Here is a 16,135-nt window from a genome sequence, read left to right as displayed (position 1 = left end):
AGAACAATGAAGAAATTCGGCTCGATGTTGAACGGGGCGCAGCGAGCGCTGAAGCTGTCGAAGTACCTCGCCGCGAGTGCCGCGGCGTTCGCGTTCGGCCACGCCGCAATGGCCGCGGATGCAAAAATTCCGGTGGTCGCCGCGGAAAATTTTTACGGCGACGTGGTGCAGCAACTGGGCGGAGATCGCGTCGACGTGACGAGCATTCTCAGCAATCCGGACCAGGATCCGCATCTGTTCGAAGCCAGCCCCAAGACGGCGCGCGCGTTGCAGCATGCAAGCCTTGTGGTCTACAACGGCGCCGACTACGATCCGTGGATGGCAAAATTGCTGGCGGCGTCGAAGGGCACGAAGCGCGTCACGATCGTCGCCGCCGATCTCACCGGCAAGAAGAGCGGCGATAATCCGCATCTCTGGTACGACCCGGCCACCATGCCGAAAGTGGCGCGCGCGGTGAGCGAAGCGCTCGTCGCGGCTGACCCGGCGCACAAGTCGGCGTACGATGCGAACCTCGCGAAGTTTCTCGATTCGCTGAAACCGGTCGACACCAAGGTCGCCGAGCTGCACGGCCGCTACGCGGGCGTGCCGGTCACGGCGACCGAGCCGGTGTTCGGCTATATGTCCGACGCGGTGGGCCTGACCATGCGCAATCTGCGCTTCCAGCTCGCCACCATGAACGACACTGAAGCCAGCGCGGCGGATATCGCTGCGTTCGAAGGCGATCTGCGCGAAAAGCGCGTCCGTGTTCTGATCTATAACAGCCAGGCAACCGAGGCCCTGACCAAACGCATGTTGAAGCTCGCGCAGCAATCGAAGGTGCCGACCATGAGCGTCACCGAGACCGAACCGGCCGGCAAGACCTACCAGACGTGGATGCTCACGCAGCTCGACGCGCTGGGCACGGCGTTGGCCACGGGCGATGCCAATGCGGCTGCGTCGGGCGCGAAAGGAAAAACCCAATGACTCAGACTGGCCGCAGCGCGCCAGCGCCTGCCCCCACCACCACACCCGTGCTCGAACTCGAGCACGTGACGCTCGAACTCGGCGACCGCACGATTCTGCGCGACACCGGCTTCGTGGTGAATCAGGGCGAATTCATCGGCGTGCTCGGGCCGAACGGCGCGGGCAAGACCACGCTGATGCGCGCCGTGCTCGGTCTCGTGCCCGCCGCCCACGGCGTGATCCGCGTGCTGGGTCAACCCGTCGAGCGCGGCCACGCGTCGATCGGCTATATGCCGCAGACGCGCAGTGCGCTCGCCGGACGCCGCGTGCGCGGCCGCGATTTCGTCGCGATGGCCGCCGACGGTCATCGCTGGGGCTTGCCGCATGCGGACGCCGCCACCCGCGCCGACGTCGAGCGTGTGCTGGATCTGGTCGGCGGGCGCAAGCTCGCCGAGCGGCCGCTGTCCGAGCTGTCGGGCGGCGAGCGTCAACGGCTGCTGCTCGCGCAATGCCTGCTCGGCAATCCGAAACTGCTGTTGCTCGACGAACCGCTGATCAGCCTCGACCCGCATCATCAGAAGAGCGTGGTCGAACTGGTGCGGCGCGTGCAGCAGGAACTCGGCATCGCCGTGCTGTTTTCGGCGCATGAACTGAATCCGCTGCTGAACTCGATCGATCGCGTGCTGTATCTCGGCAGCGGCGTGGCCGCGCTCGGCACCGTCGACGAAGTGATCACCCGGCCGGTGCTGTCGCGTCTCTATGGCTCGCCGATCGACGTGATGCGCGTGAATGGCCGCATCTTCGTGATGTCGGGCGATGTGGAAGTCGAGAAACACGATCACGAGCACGAACACGACGAAGACGGCGGCCACAGCCACTCGCACGCGCATTCACATTCGCATGGCCGCTCGCACGGCCACTCACACCAGCACGACTCAAGCGACGGACACACGCACGATGTTTGAATACGATTTCATGGTGAACGCATTCGCGGCGTCGGGGATCGTCGCGGTGCTGGCCGGCGTGGTCGGATATTTTCTCGTGCTGCGCGGACAGACCTTCGCGGGCCACGCGCTCTCGCACGTCGGCTTCACCGGCGCGACCGGCGCTGTGCTGATCGGCATCTCGCCAATCTGGGGGATGATCGGCTTCACGCTCGCGGCGGGCGTCGGCATGGGCGCGCTCGGCGAGCGCCTCGCCGGACGCGATGTGGCGATCGGCGTGATCCTTTCGCTGTCGCTCGGCTTCGGCTTGCTGTTTCTGCACTTCTTCACCGCGTATGCGACCCAGGTCACCGCGCTGCTGTTCGGCAACGTGCTCGGCGTGAATGCGTCGACGCTCGTGGTGCTGGCGGCCCTGGGCGTGGTGAGTCTGATGGCGCTCGCGGCGATCATGCGGCCGCTGCTGTTCGCTTCGTTGCAGCCGGAACTGGCCGAGGCCAAGGGCGTGTCGTTGCGCCTCGTGTCCGTGCTGTTTCTCGCGATTGCCGCGCTCGCCGTGGCGGCATGTACGCAGATCGTCGGCGTGTTGTTGGTGTTCACGCTGATGGTCGGCCCGGCCGCCGCCGCGCAAAACATGACGACGCGCTTATCGGCCGGCCTCGTGCTCGCCGCTGTGTTTGCGCTGTTGCAGGCGTGGCTCGGCCTGACGCTCGCGTTCTACACCGATTGGCCCACGAGCTTCTGGATCACCGTGTTGTCGGCGCTGGTGTATGGCGGGAGTTTGTTGCGACGGCGTTGAGCGAGGACGAGGACGATGGCGGTGACGCACCGGCACACCGCCGTCATCGTCCTGCGAGAGACTTCAGCCGAGCAGCACCTTCGCGTGATGCGCGAGATGATCCTCGATGAACGTCGAGATGAAGTAGTAGCCGTGGTCATACCCCGCGTGACGGCGCAATGTCAGCGGCTGACCGGCTGCCTGGCAAGCGGCTTCGAACACGTCCGGATTCAGCTGCTCCGCGAGGAACTGATCCGCGAGGCCCTGATCGACCAGAATCCCCGCCGAAAACTTGCGTGACGCCTGCGCCACCAGCTCGCTCGCGTCGTACTGTTTCCACGCTTCGCGGTCGTCGCCCAGATAACCGCTGAACGCTTTCTCGCCCCACGGGCAGCGCGTCGGCGCGGCGATCGGCGCGAACGCCGACACCGATCGATAGATCTCCGGATTGCGCAACGCGAGCATCAACGCGCCGTGACCACCCATCGAATGCCCGAAGATGCCGAGACGCGCGCCGTCCACCGGCAGATTCGCGAGCACCGTTTCGCGCAGCTCGTCGCGCACGTACGAGTACATGCGATAGTGCTGCGCCCACGGCTGCTGCGTGGCGTCGACGTAAAAGCCCGCGCCCACGCCGAAGTCCCACGCCGCGCTTTCGCCCGGCACGCCCGCGCCGCGCGGACTGGTGTCCGGCGCGATGAGCGCAATGCCGTGCTGCGCCGCGAAGCGCTGCGCGCCGGCTTTGACCGCAAAGGTCTCTTCCGTGCACGTGAGTCCCGCGAGGTAGAACAGCGCGGGCACGTTCGCGTTGGCTTGCAAAGCCTGCGGCGGCAGATAGATGGAGAAGCGCATCGGCAGGCCGATGGTCTGCGAGTCGTGTTTATAGATGCGCTGCTCACCGCCATGACAGGCGTGCGACGACAGAAGTTCAAGCATGCCGATGCTCCTCGTTACGCCGCGTTAGTACAGCACGACCGAGCGGATCGACTCGCCCTTCTTCATCAGATCGAAGCCCTCGTTGATGCGTTCGAGCGGCAGACGGTGCGTGATCAGATCGTCGATATTGATCTTGCCTTCCATGTACCAGTCGACGATCTTCGGCACGTCCGTGCGGCCACGTGCGCCGCCGAACGCCGAGCCCTTCCACTCGCGGCCCGTCACCAGCTGGAACGGACGCGTGCTGATCTCCTCGCCCGCCGCCGCGACGCCGATGATGAACGACTGGCCCCAGCCCTTGTGCGTGCACTCCAACGCCTGGCGCATCACCTTGGTGTTGCCGATGCATTCGAACGAATAGTCCGCGCCGCCATCGGTGAGTTGCACGATGTGATCGACCACGTTCTCGACTTCGTTCGGGTTGATGAAGTGCGTCATGCCGAACTTCTTCGCGAGTTCGACGCGGCCCGGATTGATGTCGACGCCAATGATCTTGTCCGCACCGACCATCTTTGCGCCCTGGATCACGTTCAACCCGATGCCGCCGAGGCCGAACACCACCACGTTCGCACCCGCTTCGACCTTCGCCGAATACACGACCGCGCCCACACCCGTCGTCACGCCGCAGCCGATGTAGCAGATCTTGTCGAACGGTGCGTCTTCACGCACCTTCGCGACCGCGATTTCCGGCACGACGATGTAGTTCGAAAACGTGGACGTGCCCATGTAGTGAAACAAAGGCTTGCCGTCGAGAGAAAAACGCGAGGTGGCATCCGGCATCAAGCCCTTGCCTTGCGTCGAACGGATGGCCTGACAGAGGTTGGTCTTGCGCGACAGACAGAACTTGCATTGCCGGCACTCCGGCGTGTAAAGCGGAATGACGTGATCGCCCTTTTTCAAGGTGCCGACGCCCGGACCCGTATCGACGATCACGCCCGCGCCTTCGTGGCCGAGAATCGCCGGGAAGATGCCTTCCGGATCCGCGCCGGAGAGCGTGTAGTAATCGGTATGGCAGATGCCCGTGGCCTTCACTTCGATCAGGACTTCACCGGCGCGCGGACCTTCCAGATCGACTTCCTCGATCGTCAACGGCGCGCCGGCTTTCCATGCGATTGCTGCTTTGGTCTTCATCGTGAATGCTCCTGTGAGTCTGTCAATGCAAGGCGCGTTGCGCGCCGACATCATTGCGGCGCGCACGTGCTGCGATTCGGTACCGCGGTTGATGCGTGTGTCAGGCTCAGGGCGCACAGTGGCGCCGCCACCCGGCGCAGTGCGCCGAGCGACACCTTAGCGTGCGAAACACGTCATGGTATTGCAAAGTGCGTCACGGCATTGTCTGAACTCGACATGGTTTCGCTCAGCGCTGAGGTTTGTCGGCGAACCATGTCTCGACACGTCCGTAGAGATCGAGAAAGCGGGCGTAGCGTTCTGCAAGCGCTGCATCGCCTTGCGGACCGGCGACACGAGTCGCGCCGGGCGCGAGCGCGGCGAGATCGCTCGCGTGCCAGTGCCCGCTTGCGAGACCGCCGAGCATGGCCGCGCCGCGCGGCGCCGCGTTCGGACAATCGACCGCGTGCAGCTCGACATTCAACGCATCGGCCAGCAACTGGCGCCAGCGCGCGTCGATGGAACCGCCGCCCGCCAGCTTCAATGCGCTCACCGTCGCGCCGCTCGCGCGGATCGCGTCGAGCCCGGCGCGCAGCGAGAACGCGACGCCTTCGAACGCGGCACGCATCATCGTGCCGCGCGTGTGATCGAGCGCGAGGCCGAGCCAGCCCCCGCGCGCCATCGGATTGAGCCAAGGCGTGCGTTCGCCCGTGAGGTAAGGCAGGAACGTGAGGCCGGATGCGGCCGTTGGGCTCGCAACCGCTGCGTCGCCGAACGCATCACGATACGCATCGGCCCACTCATAGGAGAGCCAACCGCGTACACGTTCGAGCGCGATGCCGACGTTCTGCATCGCCGCCATTCGATACCAGTGATCGCTCGCTGCCCGATAGCGGTGCAAGCCCCTGACCGCAGCGGGCGCGTGCTCGGCCAGCACGACAATTTGTCCGCCGGTGCCGGTGGTGAGCAAGGCGTCGCCGTCGCGAGCGAGTCCGCTGCCGAGAGCGGCGCAAGGCGTATCGGCAGCCCCGGTTGCGAGCACGATGCCGGCGCGCAGACCCAGCGCCTGCGCCGCCTGCTCCGATAGCACGCCCCCAGCGGCATAAGACGGCGCGAGCGGCGCGAACCACTCATGCGGAATTCCGAGCCGGGCGAGCAGCGCCGCGTCCCACGCGCCGGCGGGATCGGCGAGCGCGGTGGCGCAGGCATCGGAGGGATCGGTCGCGATCGCGCCGCCTAGCGCGACGCGCAGCCAGTCTTTCGGTTGCAGCGCCCAACGAGTGCGGCTCGCGGATTGCGGTTCGTGCAACACGATCCAGCGCAGCAGCGGGCCGGCCATGCCGGGCGCAACCGGATTCGGCTGCGGCTCGGGCCACTCGCCGAGCAAGGCCAGCGCGCGCGTGTCGGGCCACAGCATGGCGGGCCGCACGGCTTCGCCCGCTGCGTCGATCAGCACGACGCCGTGCATCTGCCCGGAAAAGCCGATGGCCCGCACATCGCGGCGCAATCCGTCAGGCAAACGCGCGGCGGCTTCGCATAGCGCGCGCCACCACGTTTGCACCGACGTCTCGGCCCAACCCGCATGCGGCGTTTCGATTGCATAAGCGACGCTCGCCACCGCCTGCTCGCGACCGTTTTCGTCGACGATCGCTACTTTGAGAGAGCCGGTGCCGAGGTCGATGCCGAGAAAACTCATGGATGATTGTGCGTGAAATTGTGGACCGAGATGGGCACGCGAAAGCGTGCTCAAAAAGCGTATTTTCTCTGCCCGGCGCACCGCTTCGGAAACGCGCCCGAATGCACGCAAACAATCCCGAATCGCGGGTTAACCCGTCCACGCTGCGAGCCGCGTCAAAACAGGACTATGCGCTCAGTGAGATACACCTCATTGATTCTCACACATATCGCGTCAAGCCGGGTTCGTGCTGCGCGCGGCCTCGCATCGCTGCTGCAAGGGGCTGACCGCCGATGGGCGACGTTCACACCTTTATATTGGCTTTCAAAAGGCGCGCTCGCATATCGTCACCGGGAATGCCGGAATAGGCCCCAGTGGTCTTGTTGCACCTTTTCGTCCCCGATACCTTGGAGCCATCCCAAAAACCAGATGGTGGAGACAGACGATATGCAATCGAACACGGTTCACCCGTGCGACGAGAGACTGCCCGCAGGCCAGTTGCTCACCCTCGGCATTCAGCACGTTCTGGTGATGTACGCCGGCGCGGTCGCGGTCCCGCTGATCATCGGCGCGGCGCTCAAGTTGCCGAAAGATCAGATCGCGTTCCTGATTAGCGCCGACCTGTTTTCCTGCGGCATCGCCACGCTGATTCAGACACTCGGTCTGTGGATTTTCGGCATCCGTCTGCCGGTCATCATGGGTTGCACGTTCGCGGCCGTCGGTCCGATGGTCGCGATCGGCACCAATCCTTCGCTCGGCATTCTCGACATCTTCGGCTCGACCATCGCGGCCGGTGTGGTCGGCATCCTGCTCGCGCCCGCGGTCGGCAAATTGCTGCGCTTCTTCCCGCCGGTCGTGATCGGCGTGGTGATCTCGGTGATCGGTCTGTCGCTGATGGAAGTCGGCATCAACTGGGCGGCCGGCGGCGTAGGCAATCCCGATTACGGCAATCCGGTCTATCTCGGTCTCTCGTTGATCGTGCTGATGCTGATTCTGTTGATCAACAAGTTCGCCAAGGGTTTCCTCGCCAATATCTCGGTGCTGCTCGGCATCGTCGCGGGCTTCGTGATCGCGCTGGTGCTCGGCCGCGTGAACATGGAAGGCGTCACGCATGCGCCGTGGGTCGGCTTCGTCATGCCGTTCCACTTCGGCCTGCCGCACTTCGACCCGCTGTCGATCGCGACGATGGTCACCGTCATGTTCGTCACCTTCATCGAATCGACCGGTATGTTTCTCGCGGTCGGCGACATGGTGGATCGTCCGGTCGATCAGAAGACGCTGGTGCGCGGTCTGCGTGTCGACGGTCTGGGCACGTTGATCGGTGGCATCTTCAACTCGTTCCCGCATACCTCGTTCTCGCAGAACGTCGGCCTGATTGGCGTGACTGGCGTGAAGAGCCGTTTTGTGTGCGCCATGGGCGGCGTGATCCTGGTGCTGCTGGGTCTGTTCCCGAAGATGGCGCAAGTGGTCGCGTCGGTGCCGCCGTTCGTGCTCGGCGGCGCGGGCATCGTCATGTTCGGCATGGTCGCGGCGAACGGCATCAAGGTGCTCTCGAAGGTCGACTTCGTGAAGAACCATCACAACCTGTTCATCGTCGCGGTCAGTATCGGGCTGGGTCTCGTGCCGGTGGTGTCGCCGCACTTCTTCTCGAAGCTGCCGCCGGCGCTCTCGCCGCTGCTGCATAGCGGGATTCTGCTGGCTTCGGTGTCGGCGGTCGTGCTGAACCTGATCTTCAACGGCGTGAAGAGCGAGAAGAAGGCACGCTGCGAAATTCGCAGCGCCGGTCACGATTTCGACGGACGCGGCGGCAATGAACCGCGTAGCGACGAGATGCTGCGCGCCGCGGACCTGCACTGAGCGGCACACAATCAGGCGCCGCGCGAGCCACTTCGCGCGAGCGCCGCGGATAAAAAAGCCACGGCATGCCGTGGCTTTTTTATGACCGGCTGCGCACGACGGTTTCGCTGAAACAGAGTACCGCCGTGCGCGCCTCAAACTACAAGACTTAACCCGCCGTAGCCGCCGAAGCCGCCACCGGCGCACTCGCTGCGCCGTAGTCAACCGGTGCGTCGGCCGGACGCGGCTGATCGCCGTTATGCTCGACCCAGCCGCCACCAAGCGCCTGATACAACGTCACGAGGTTCTGCAGACGTTCCATCCGGGCAGTGACCAGCAACTGCTGCGACGAATACAGATCCGTCTGCGCGGTCAGCACCGACAGATAACTGTCGACGCCGTTCGTATAGCGCAGATTCGACAGATCCAGCCGGCGTTGTTCCGCAAAGGTATTGCGCTCCAGCGCCTGGATCTGCTGATCGTAGGTGCCGCGCGCCGCCAATGCGTCTGCGACTTCGCGGAAGGCCGTCTGGATCGCCTTCTCATACGTGGCAATCTGGACTTTCTTCTGGATGTTGGCGAGATCGAGGTTGGCGAGATTCTGTCCGCCCTCGAAAATCGGCAGCGTGATCGACGGCGCGAAGCTCCACGCCGCCGAACCCGGCTTGAACAGACCGCCGAGCGACGGGCTCAGCGTGCCGAAGCTGCCCGTCAGCGACACCTTCGGGAAGAACGCGGCACGCGCTGCGCCAATGTTCGCGTTGGCGGCCAGCAGATTTTCTTCGGCCTCCATGATGTCGGGACGACGCGTCAACAGATCGGACGGCAGACCTGCCGGAATGTCCGTGAGCAGATTCTGGTTGTCCAACGTCATGCCCGGCGGCAGATCCTCCGGCAACGGCTCGCCGAGCAACAGCACGAGCGCGTTATCCGCCTGAGCCCGCAGACGCTGCTGCTGCTGCAGGTTGGCCAAAGCCTGCTCGACCACCGTTTGCGACTGACGCAGATCCAGTTCCGAACCCGTACCGTTGTCGAATTGCAGCTTGGCGATCCGATACGATTCCTGCGAAGTCTTCAGCGTGTTCTGCGTAACCTTCAACAGATCGTCGAGTTCGAGCACCGTCATGTACTGGTTCGCGACCTGCGAGACCAGCGAGATTTCCGCCGCCTTGCGGGCTTGGGCCGTGGCCAGGTACTGCGCCAACGCCTGATCCTTCAGGCTTTGAATCCGCCCGAAGAAGTCGATTTCCCACGACGCATTCAGACCCACCGAGTACGAGTTGGAAATCGTCTGGCCGAAGACCGACAGGTCCTTCGGTGTACGCGATTTGCTTTGCGAAGCCGCAGCGTCGAGCGTCGGCAGCAATTCGGCGCGAACGATCCGGAACTGCGCCGCCGACGCCTGCATGTTCAGCACCGACACGCGCAGATCGCGGTTGTTCTTCAGCGCGATCTCGATCAACCGCTGCATGCGCGGATCGACGAAGAAATCGCGCCAGCCGATATCCGCCGCGGCCTGGCCGTTGGCGGTGCGCGCGGCGCCGGTCGCGCCGGGCTGTTGCTGGCCCGGCTGGGTCGCGCCCGGCTGCGTGTCGTACACGCCGCCGGTCGGGAAGGTGCTCGTCGTGGGCACGGCGGGGCGCTCGTACTTCGGCGCCATCGTGCACCCAGCGGCGAACAGCGCGACCGCCACTACAATCAGAGAGTGTTTTTGCATCTCAATGTCCGTCCTTGCCCGAGCCTTCACCAGTTGAACCGCCACCTTGCGGATCATGCGGATGGTGCTGGTTGTAGTGTGCGAGCGCCTCATCCGGGTCTTCCTTCTCACCGCCGAATTTCGCGCGGATCACCACGAAGAACATCGGGATCATGAAAATCGCGAGGAAGGTCGCCGTCAACATCCCGCCGATCACGCCGGTACCGATCGCGTGCTGGCTGGCCGAGCCCGCGCCGTTACTGATGGCGAGCGGCATCACGCCGAGAATGAACGCGAGCGAGGTCATCAGAATCGGACGCAACCGCAGACGCGCTGCTTCCAGCGCCGCCTCGATCGGCCCCATGCCTTCACCCTGCTGCAACTCGCGGGCGAATTCCACGATCAGAATCGCGTTCTTCGCCGACAGACCCACCGTGGTCAACAGACCCACCTGGAAGAACACGTCGTTCTCGAGCCCGCGCAGCGTCGCGGCCAGCAGTGCGCCGATCACGCCGAGCGGCACCACCATGATCACCGAGAACGGAATCGACCAGCTTTCATACAGCGCCGCGAGACACAGGAACACGACGAGAATCGAGATGCCGTACAGAATCGGCGCCTGCGAACCGGACTGGCGTTCCTGCAACGACAGACCCGTCCATTCGTAGCCGACACCCGCCGGCAGCTTCGCCACCAGCGCTTCCATCGCCGTCATGGCCTGACCGGTCGACTTGCCTGGTGCCGCCGCGCCCTGGATTTCCACTGCGGAAATACCGTTGTAACGCTCCAGCTTCGGCGAACCGTAAGTCCACGTGCCGCTGGCGAACGACGAGAACGGCACCATGCCACCCGCGGTATTGCGTACGTACCACGCGTTCAGGTCTTCCGGTTTCATACGGAACGGCGCATCGCCTTGCAGATACACCTTCTTGATCCGGCCATCGGTATCGAGGAAGTTGTTCACGTACTGCGACGCCCACGCGATCGAGAACGTCTGGTCGATCGCGGACAGCGACACGCCGAGGGCCGAAGCTTTCTCGTGGTCGATGTTCACCTTGAACTGCGGCGTGTCATTCAGGCCGTTCGGACGCACCTGAGCCAGCGTCGGATCTTTCGCCGCCATGCCCAGCAACATATTGCGTGCTTCCATCAGCTTTTCGTGACCGACGCCCGCGCGATCCTGCAATTCGAAGTCGAAGCCCGCGGCGGTGCCGAGTTCAGGAATCGACGGCGGATTCACCGGATACACCAGCGCGTTCTTGTAGCTGCCGAAGTGCATGAAGAGACGGCCCACCAGCGCCTGCACCTTCTGGTCCGAGTGCTGACGCACGGCGTAGTCCTTCATCCGCACGAACACGAGACCCGCGTTCTGGCCGCGACCGGCGAAGCTGAAACCGTTCACGGTGAAGGTCGATTCGACGATGCCCTTCTCGGTATTGAGCAGGTAGTCGGACACGTCCTTCAGCGCGCGCGCCGTGGTTTCCTGCGTCGAACCCGACGGCGTTTGCACCAGCACGAACATCGTGCCCTGGTCTTCGTCAGGCAGGAACGACTTCGGCAACTTCACGAACAGCAGGCCAACCGCGAAGATCACCACCATATAGATGATCAGCCAACGGCCCGAGCGCTTGATCACGTGGTGCACGCCCGAGTGATACTTGTCGCGGCTCCGGTTGAAGGTGCGGTTGAACCAGCCGAAGAAGCCGGTGGTCTTTTCTTGGTGACCCTTTTCGATCGGCTTGAGGATCGTCGCGCACAATGCCGGCGTCAGAATCAACGCGACGAGCACGGACAGCACCATCGCCGCCACGATCGTCAGCGAGAACTGCCGGTAAATGGCGCCGACCGAACCGCCCGAGAACGCCACCGGCACGAACACCGCCGACAGCACGAGCGCCACGCCGACCAGCGCGCCGGTAATCTGATCCATTGCCTTGCGGGTGGCGTCACGAGGCGATAAGCCCTCCTCCTGCATCACCCGCTCGACGTTTTCCACCACCACGATCGCATCGTCCACCAGCAAGCCGATTGCCAGCACGAGCCCGAACATGGACAGCGTGTTGATCGAGAAGCCCACCAGACCCATGATCGCGAACGTGCCCAACAGCACCACCGGCACGGCGATCGTCGGGATCAGCGTGGCGCGCAGGTTCTGCAGGAACAGGTACATGACCAGGAACACCAGCACGATACCTTCGAGCAGCGTCTTGACCACTTCCTCGATCGACAGGCGCACGAACGGCGTGGTGTCGTACGGATACTGCACGACCAGACCGTGCGGGAAGTACTTCGACAGTTCGGCGACCTTCGCGCGCACCGCCTTGGCGGTGGCCAGCGCGTTCGCGCCGGTTGCGAGCTGAATACCGAAGCCTGCCGTCGGCTGACCGTTGTACTTGGTGTCGAAGTTGTAGTTTTCGCCACCCAGCTCGATGCGCGCGACGTCCTTGATACGAACTTGCGAACCGTCCGTGTTCACCTTCAGCAGCACGTTGCCGAACTGTTCAGGTGTATTCAGCAGCGTGGCTTCCGTGATGGTCGCCTGCAGCACCTGGCCCGGCACCGACGGCGTGCCGCCGAGCGAACCGCCCGCGACCTGCACGTTCTGCGCCGTCAACGCGGTTTCCACGTCCACCGGCGTGAGGCCGAAGTTGGTCAGCTTGTTCGCGTCGAGCCAGATCCGCATCGCGTACTGCGAGCCGAACAGCGTCACCGTGCCCACGCCGTCGATACGGCTGACCGGATCCTGAATGTTCGACGCGACGTAGTTCGCCAGGTCGTACTTGTTCATGCTGCCGTCTTCGGACACGAACGCCATGACCAGCAAGAAGCTGCTGCTCGACTTCGTGACCTTGGTGCCCAACTGCTGCACGGCTTGCGGCAAGAGTGGCGTGGCGAGTTGCAGCTTGTTCTGCACCTGCACCTGCGCAATGTCAGGATTGGTGCCGGCCGCGAACGTCAGCGTAATGGTTGCCGTACCCGAATCGTCCGAGGTGGACGACAGGTACAGCAAGTGGTCGAGACCACTCATCTGCTGCTCGATCACCTGCGTGACGGTGTTTTCCACCGTTTTCGCCGAGGCGCCCGGGTACGTCGCGCTGATCTGCACAGCCGGCGGCGCGATGGTCGGGTATTGCGCGATCGGCAACGTGAAGACCGACGCGATACCCGCGAGCATCAGAATGATGGCGATCACCCATGCAAAAATCGGGCGATCAATGAAGAACTTTGCCATGAGGCGGGCTCCCTGTTATTACGCGCCCGATGCGGCGGAGGCAGGTTGTGCCGTCTGCGCAGCACCGCTGGCGGCCGGCGCGCCCTGAGCGGAGGCGTCGGAAGCGGGTGTGGCGGGAAGTTGCGCGGCGACGGTCTTGACCTGCATGCCGGGCTTCGCCTTGTCGGTGCCCTGCACGATCACGCGGTCACCCGGATTCAGGCCGCTTTCGACCACCCAGTTCGAACCGTAAGTGCCCGACGTAGTCAACTGCCGCAACACGACCTTGTTGTCGTTACCGACGACCAGCGCGGTCGGCTGCCCCTTCTGATCGTGCGTCACGCCGACTTGCGGCACGACGAGCGCGTGGTCGTTGACACCTTCTTCGATGCGCGCGCGCACGAACATGCCCGGCAGCAGCACCTTGTCAGCGTTCTTGAAGATCGCGCGCACGGTGACTGAACCGGTGCCCTGGTCGACGGTCACGTCGGTGAACTGCAGCTTGCCCTTTTCCGAATAGGTGCGGCCGTCTTCGAGAATCAGCGACACCTTGGCGGCGTCCGGACCGCTCGTCTTCAGACGGCCTTCCTGCATCTCGCGGCGCAGCTTCAGGCCGTCGAGGCTCGATTGGGTCAGATCCACGTACACCGGGTCGAGTGTCTGCACGGTGGCCAGCAGCGTGGCGGCGCTCGCTTGCACGTAAGCGCCCGGCGTGACTTGCGAGATGCCGACCTGGCCGCTCACCGGCGACACGACGTCCGTGTAGCCCAGATTGATCTGCGCCGTGTCGACCGCCGCCTTGCCCGCGGCCACGTCTGCCGCGGCCTGGCCTTCCGAGGCCACCGCGTTGTCGTAGTCCTGCTTGCTGACCGCGTTGGCGGCAACCAGCACCTTGTAGCGATTGGCCTGCGCGGTGGTGGACACGAGGTTGGCCTGCGCCTTCGCGAGCGTTGCCTTGGCGTTGTTCAGCGTGGCGATGTACGGCGCCGGATCGATCTTGTACAGACGCTGACCCGCTTTGACCTGGCTGCCTTCCGTGAACTCGCGGCGCAGCACGATGCCGTCGACCCGTGCGCGCACTTGCGCGACGAGGAAGGCGCTCGTGCGGCCAGGCAACTCGGTGACGACGGGCACGGCCGTCGGCTGGACAGTGACAACGCCGACTTCGGGCGTTTGTGGCGGCGGCGCAGATTGTTTTGGCCCGCACGCTGCCAGCAATACGGCAGCCGTCGCGGCACTGATTAAGCGGAATGGAACCCGTTCGACGCGCATGGAGCGACCTCTGTCTAAGACTGAGAGAATGAAAAAGTGCGTGCATCCCTACGCCGGGGACGGTTGCGCACACATGCGTCTCGCGACGCTGACCGGATGCCCCATGCACGCAAACCGAACCTGCTGGGCATCCTCAACGAAATGCGCCATACCGGGGAAATGCCGCACGGCGCCGCCCATTCCGGCACGGCGCAAAGAGCGTTTTGAAAGGCAACAGTGACGGATATTAACGTGTCGTCACGGCTTGGGCTATCCGATCGTGGGATGCTATTATATATACATTCACGAATGCATGTAAAAGTGCGTTTACATCTCTTGCGGGCGGGGGGCTCGCAAGATCGCTTCACAATTCGCTCAGGCGTAGTCAGATTGTCATCGGGCGCACTTAAAAGTGCCCGGGAAAACCCCACAATCAGGGCAGGTCATTCCAATATGGTCCGAAGAACCAAAGAAGAGGCGCTGGAGACGCGCAATAGCATTCTCGACGCCGCCGAGCGCGTTTTTTTCGAGAAGGGTGTTTCGCGTACGTCGCTCGCCGACATCGCGCAGGCTGCCGGCGTTACGCGCGGCGCGATTTACTGGCACTTCGCCCACAAGAGCGATCTGTTTACGGAGATGTTCGACCGCGTGCTGCTGCCGCTGGATGAACTCAAAGCCGCCTCGCTCGACCCCAACGAGCCCGATCCGCTCGGGCGCCTGATGGAAATCTGCAAGGTCTGCCTGCGCGACACGGCTAACGATCCGCGTCGCCGACGCGTGTTCGACATCCTGTTTCTGAAATGCGAGCTGGTCGAGGAAATGGGCCCGGTAATGGTCCGCTATCAGACCAATATGCGCGAAGGGCTCACGAAAATCGAAGGCGGTCTGCGCAACGCCATCTCCAAGGGGCAAATGCCCGCGGATCTGGATACGAAGCTGGCGGCGGCGATGGTGCACGCGTTTGTCAGCGGTTCGCTGCGCGACATGCTGTTCCTGCCCGACGCCACGGATTTCGGCGCCCACGCCGTACAGATGGTTGAAGGCATGTTCGACGCGCTGAAGCTGAGCCCGGCGTTGCGCAACGGGCATGCGCGGCGAACAGCCGGCGCTTAGTTACGCCGCGGCCCGCCTGGCCCGGGCCTGCTGATTCGACGCATAGATATTGCCGCGCGGGAGCGCTGCCCCGCCTTCCACTGCCCCGATCCACTCGTCCGTGCTCGCCACCGCCGCGAAGCGCGACTGCAGCACCACGCTGAATACCCGGTGAATCTCCTGCGCGCTGGCGAAACCCGCGCTGTTTTCATACGGCACCGAGCCCGTCGCGTCGTGCAGAAACTCGACGGCGAGCCCGGCGTGAACCGCGTGGTTGATGGTCGACGCGTCGCAGTTGTGCGTCATATAGCCCGTGACCGTCAGCGTGTCGATTTGACGCGTGGCGAGCCAGTCGGCGAGATCGGTGCCGGTAAAGGCGCTCGGCAGGGACTTCTCCACGTAATGATCGCGAGCCCGCTCGCCCACCACTGGATGCAGTTCCGCCCCGCTGCTGCCACGCGCGAATAACGGCGAGCTGGCCGGCGCCAGATTCTGCACGACAACGACCGGCACGCCCGCGGCGCGCGCCGCATCCATTGCACGGCCAATGTTGGCGAGCGAGCTTTGCACGTCCGGGTATTCGATCGGCAGATCGCCGCTCACGTATTCGTTCTGCACATCGATGACGATCAGCGCGCGGCGCGGTGTGGCGGTCATGGCAAGACTCCTC

The 16,135-nt window shown here is 63.9% G+C and carries 12 protein-coding genes; 5 read left to right on the top strand and 7 right to left on the bottom strand.

What is annotated here, in order from left to right:
* Positions 1-6 precede the first annotated feature (6 nt).
* From BLW71_RS19895 to BLW71_RS19885, 3 genes are read left to right on the top strand one after another with little or no spacing between them, the layout of a single operon-like run.
* Positions 7-963: a metal ABC transporter solute-binding protein gene (locus BLW71_RS19895; RefSeq protein WP_091799460.1), complete on the top strand. Its 957-nt coding sequence runs from the start codon at positions 7-9 to the stop codon at positions 961-963.
* Positions 960-1,907 carry an ABC transporter ATP-binding protein gene (locus BLW71_RS19890; protein ID WP_091799457.1) on the top strand — a complete coding sequence of 316 codons (948 nt, stop codon included), beginning with the start codon at positions 960-962 and terminating at the stop codon, positions 1,905-1,907. The genes BLW71_RS19895 and BLW71_RS19890 overlap by 4 nt, the downstream gene beginning before the upstream one ends.
* Positions 1,900-2,682: a metal ABC transporter permease gene (locus BLW71_RS19885; protein ID WP_091799454.1), complete on the top strand. Its 783-nt coding sequence runs from the start codon at positions 1,900-1,902 to the stop codon at positions 2,680-2,682. Before BLW71_RS19890 ends, BLW71_RS19885 begins: the two co-directional genes overlap by 8 nt.
* A 63-nt stretch (positions 2,683-2,745) precedes the next feature.
* On the opposite strand, the gene fghA is transcribed toward BLW71_RS19885, so the two are convergent.
* From fghA to BLW71_RS19870, 3 genes are all read right to left on the bottom strand, one after another.
* Complete coding sequence (gene fghA, locus BLW71_RS19880; RefSeq protein ID WP_091799451.1) at positions 2,746-3,597, bottom strand: S-formylglutathione hydrolase; 852 nt, start codon at positions 3,595-3,597, stop codon at positions 2,746-2,748.
* Between the two features lie 24 nt (positions 3,598-3,621).
* Positions 3,622-4,728: an S-(hydroxymethyl)glutathione dehydrogenase/class III alcohol dehydrogenase gene (locus BLW71_RS19875; RefSeq protein WP_020069206.1), complete on the bottom strand. Its 1,107-nt coding sequence runs from the start codon at positions 4,726-4,728 to the stop codon at positions 3,622-3,624.
* A 226-nt stretch (positions 4,729-4,954) separates the two neighbouring features.
* Entirely contained in the window at positions 4,955-6,400 is a 1,446-nt protein-coding gene (locus BLW71_RS19870; protein WP_091799448.1) for a xylulokinase, read from the bottom strand.
* Positions 6,401-6,826: 426 nt separating this feature from the next.
* Between BLW71_RS19870 and BLW71_RS19865 the strand changes: the two genes are divergently transcribed.
* Complete coding sequence (locus BLW71_RS19865) at positions 6,827-8,236, top strand: nucleobase:cation symporter-2 family protein (RefSeq protein WP_091801041.1); 1,410 nt, start codon at positions 6,827-6,829, stop codon at positions 8,234-8,236.
* A gap of 148 nt (positions 8,237-8,384) precedes the next feature.
* Here BLW71_RS19865 and BLW71_RS19860 read toward each other — a convergent pair whose 3' ends face one another.
* The 3 genes from BLW71_RS19860 to BLW71_RS19850 are packed head-to-tail and all read right to left on the bottom strand — an operon-like array spanning position 8,385 to position 14,394.
* The gene (locus BLW71_RS19860; protein ID WP_091799445.1) at positions 8,385-9,932 is read right to left on the bottom strand and encodes an efflux transporter outer membrane subunit; all 1,548 of its coding nucleotides are present in this window, start codon (positions 9,930-9,932) and stop codon (positions 8,385-8,387) included.
* Between the two features lies 1 nt (position 9,933).
* The gene (locus BLW71_RS19855; protein ID WP_091799442.1) at positions 9,934-13,143 is read right to left on the bottom strand and encodes an efflux RND transporter permease subunit; all 3,210 of its coding nucleotides are present in this window, start codon (positions 13,141-13,143) and stop codon (positions 9,934-9,936) included.
* An 18-nt stretch (positions 13,144-13,161) separates the two neighbouring features.
* Positions 13,162-14,394 carry an efflux RND transporter periplasmic adaptor subunit gene (locus BLW71_RS19850; protein WP_091799439.1) on the bottom strand — a complete coding sequence of 411 codons (1,233 nt, stop codon included), beginning with the start codon at positions 14,392-14,394 and terminating at the stop codon, positions 13,162-13,164.
* A 432-nt stretch (positions 14,395-14,826) separates the two neighbouring features.
* Between BLW71_RS19850 and BLW71_RS19845 the strand changes: the two genes are divergently transcribed.
* On the top strand, positions 14,827-15,486 hold the full coding sequence (locus tag BLW71_RS19845; RefSeq protein WP_091799436.1) for a TetR family transcriptional regulator: 660 nt from the start codon (positions 14,827-14,829) through the stop codon (positions 15,484-15,486).
* Here BLW71_RS19845 and BLW71_RS19840 read toward each other — a convergent pair whose 3' ends face one another.
* Positions 15,487-16,122 (bottom strand): cysteine hydrolase family protein, encoded by a 636-nt coding sequence (locus BLW71_RS19840; protein ID WP_091799433.1) that lies wholly within the window; start codon positions 16,120-16,122, stop codon positions 15,487-15,489.
* Between the last annotated feature and the right edge of the window lie 13 nt (positions 16,123-16,135).

Source organism: Burkholderia sp. WP9, from assembly GCF_900104795.1.
GTDB lineage: Bacteria > Pseudomonadota > Gammaproteobacteria > Burkholderiales > Burkholderiaceae > Paraburkholderia.
This window is presented reverse-complemented; position numbering and strand designations above follow the sequence as displayed.

Excerpts from the sequence above, each read along its gene's own strand:
- BLW71_RS19895 (WP_091799460.1), top strand. The coding sequence starts at position 7 with ATGAAGAAATTCGGCTCGATGTTGAACGGGGCGCAGCGAGCGCTGAAG.
- BLW71_RS19890 (WP_091799457.1), top strand. The coding sequence starts at position 960 with ATGACTCAGACTGGCCGCAGCGCGCCAGCGCCTGCCCCCACCACCACA.
- BLW71_RS19885 (WP_091799454.1), top strand. The coding sequence starts at position 1,900 with ATGTTTGAATACGATTTCATGGTGAACGCATTCGCGGCGTCGGGGATC.
- fghA (WP_091799451.1), bottom strand. The coding sequence starts at position 3,597 with ATGCTTGAACTTCTGTCGTCGCACGCCTGTCATGGCGGTGAGCAGCGC.
- BLW71_RS19875 (WP_020069206.1), bottom strand. The coding sequence starts at position 4,728 with ATGAAGACCAAAGCAGCAATCGCATGGAAAGCCGGCGCGCCGTTGACG.
- BLW71_RS19870 (WP_091799448.1), bottom strand. The coding sequence starts at position 6,400 with ATGAGTTTTCTCGGCATCGACCTCGGCACCGGCTCTCTCAAAGTAGCG.
- BLW71_RS19865 (WP_091801041.1), top strand. The coding sequence starts at position 6,827 with ATGCAATCGAACACGGTTCACCCGTGCGACGAGAGACTGCCCGCAGGC.
- BLW71_RS19860 (WP_091799445.1), bottom strand. The coding sequence starts at position 9,932 with ATGCAAAAACACTCTCTGATTGTAGTGGCGGTCGCGCTGTTCGCCGCT.
- BLW71_RS19855 (WP_091799442.1), bottom strand. The coding sequence starts at position 13,143 with ATGGCAAAGTTCTTCATTGATCGCCCGATTTTTGCATGGGTGATCGCC.
- BLW71_RS19850 (WP_091799439.1), bottom strand. The coding sequence starts at position 14,394 with ATGCGCGTCGAACGGGTTCCATTCCGCTTAATCAGTGCCGCGACGGCT.
- BLW71_RS19845 (WP_091799436.1), top strand. The coding sequence starts at position 14,827 with ATGGTCCGAAGAACCAAAGAAGAGGCGCTGGAGACGCGCAATAGCATT.
- BLW71_RS19840 (WP_091799433.1), bottom strand. The coding sequence starts at position 16,122 with ATGACCGCCACACCGCGCCGCGCGCTGATCGTCATCGATGTGCAGAAC.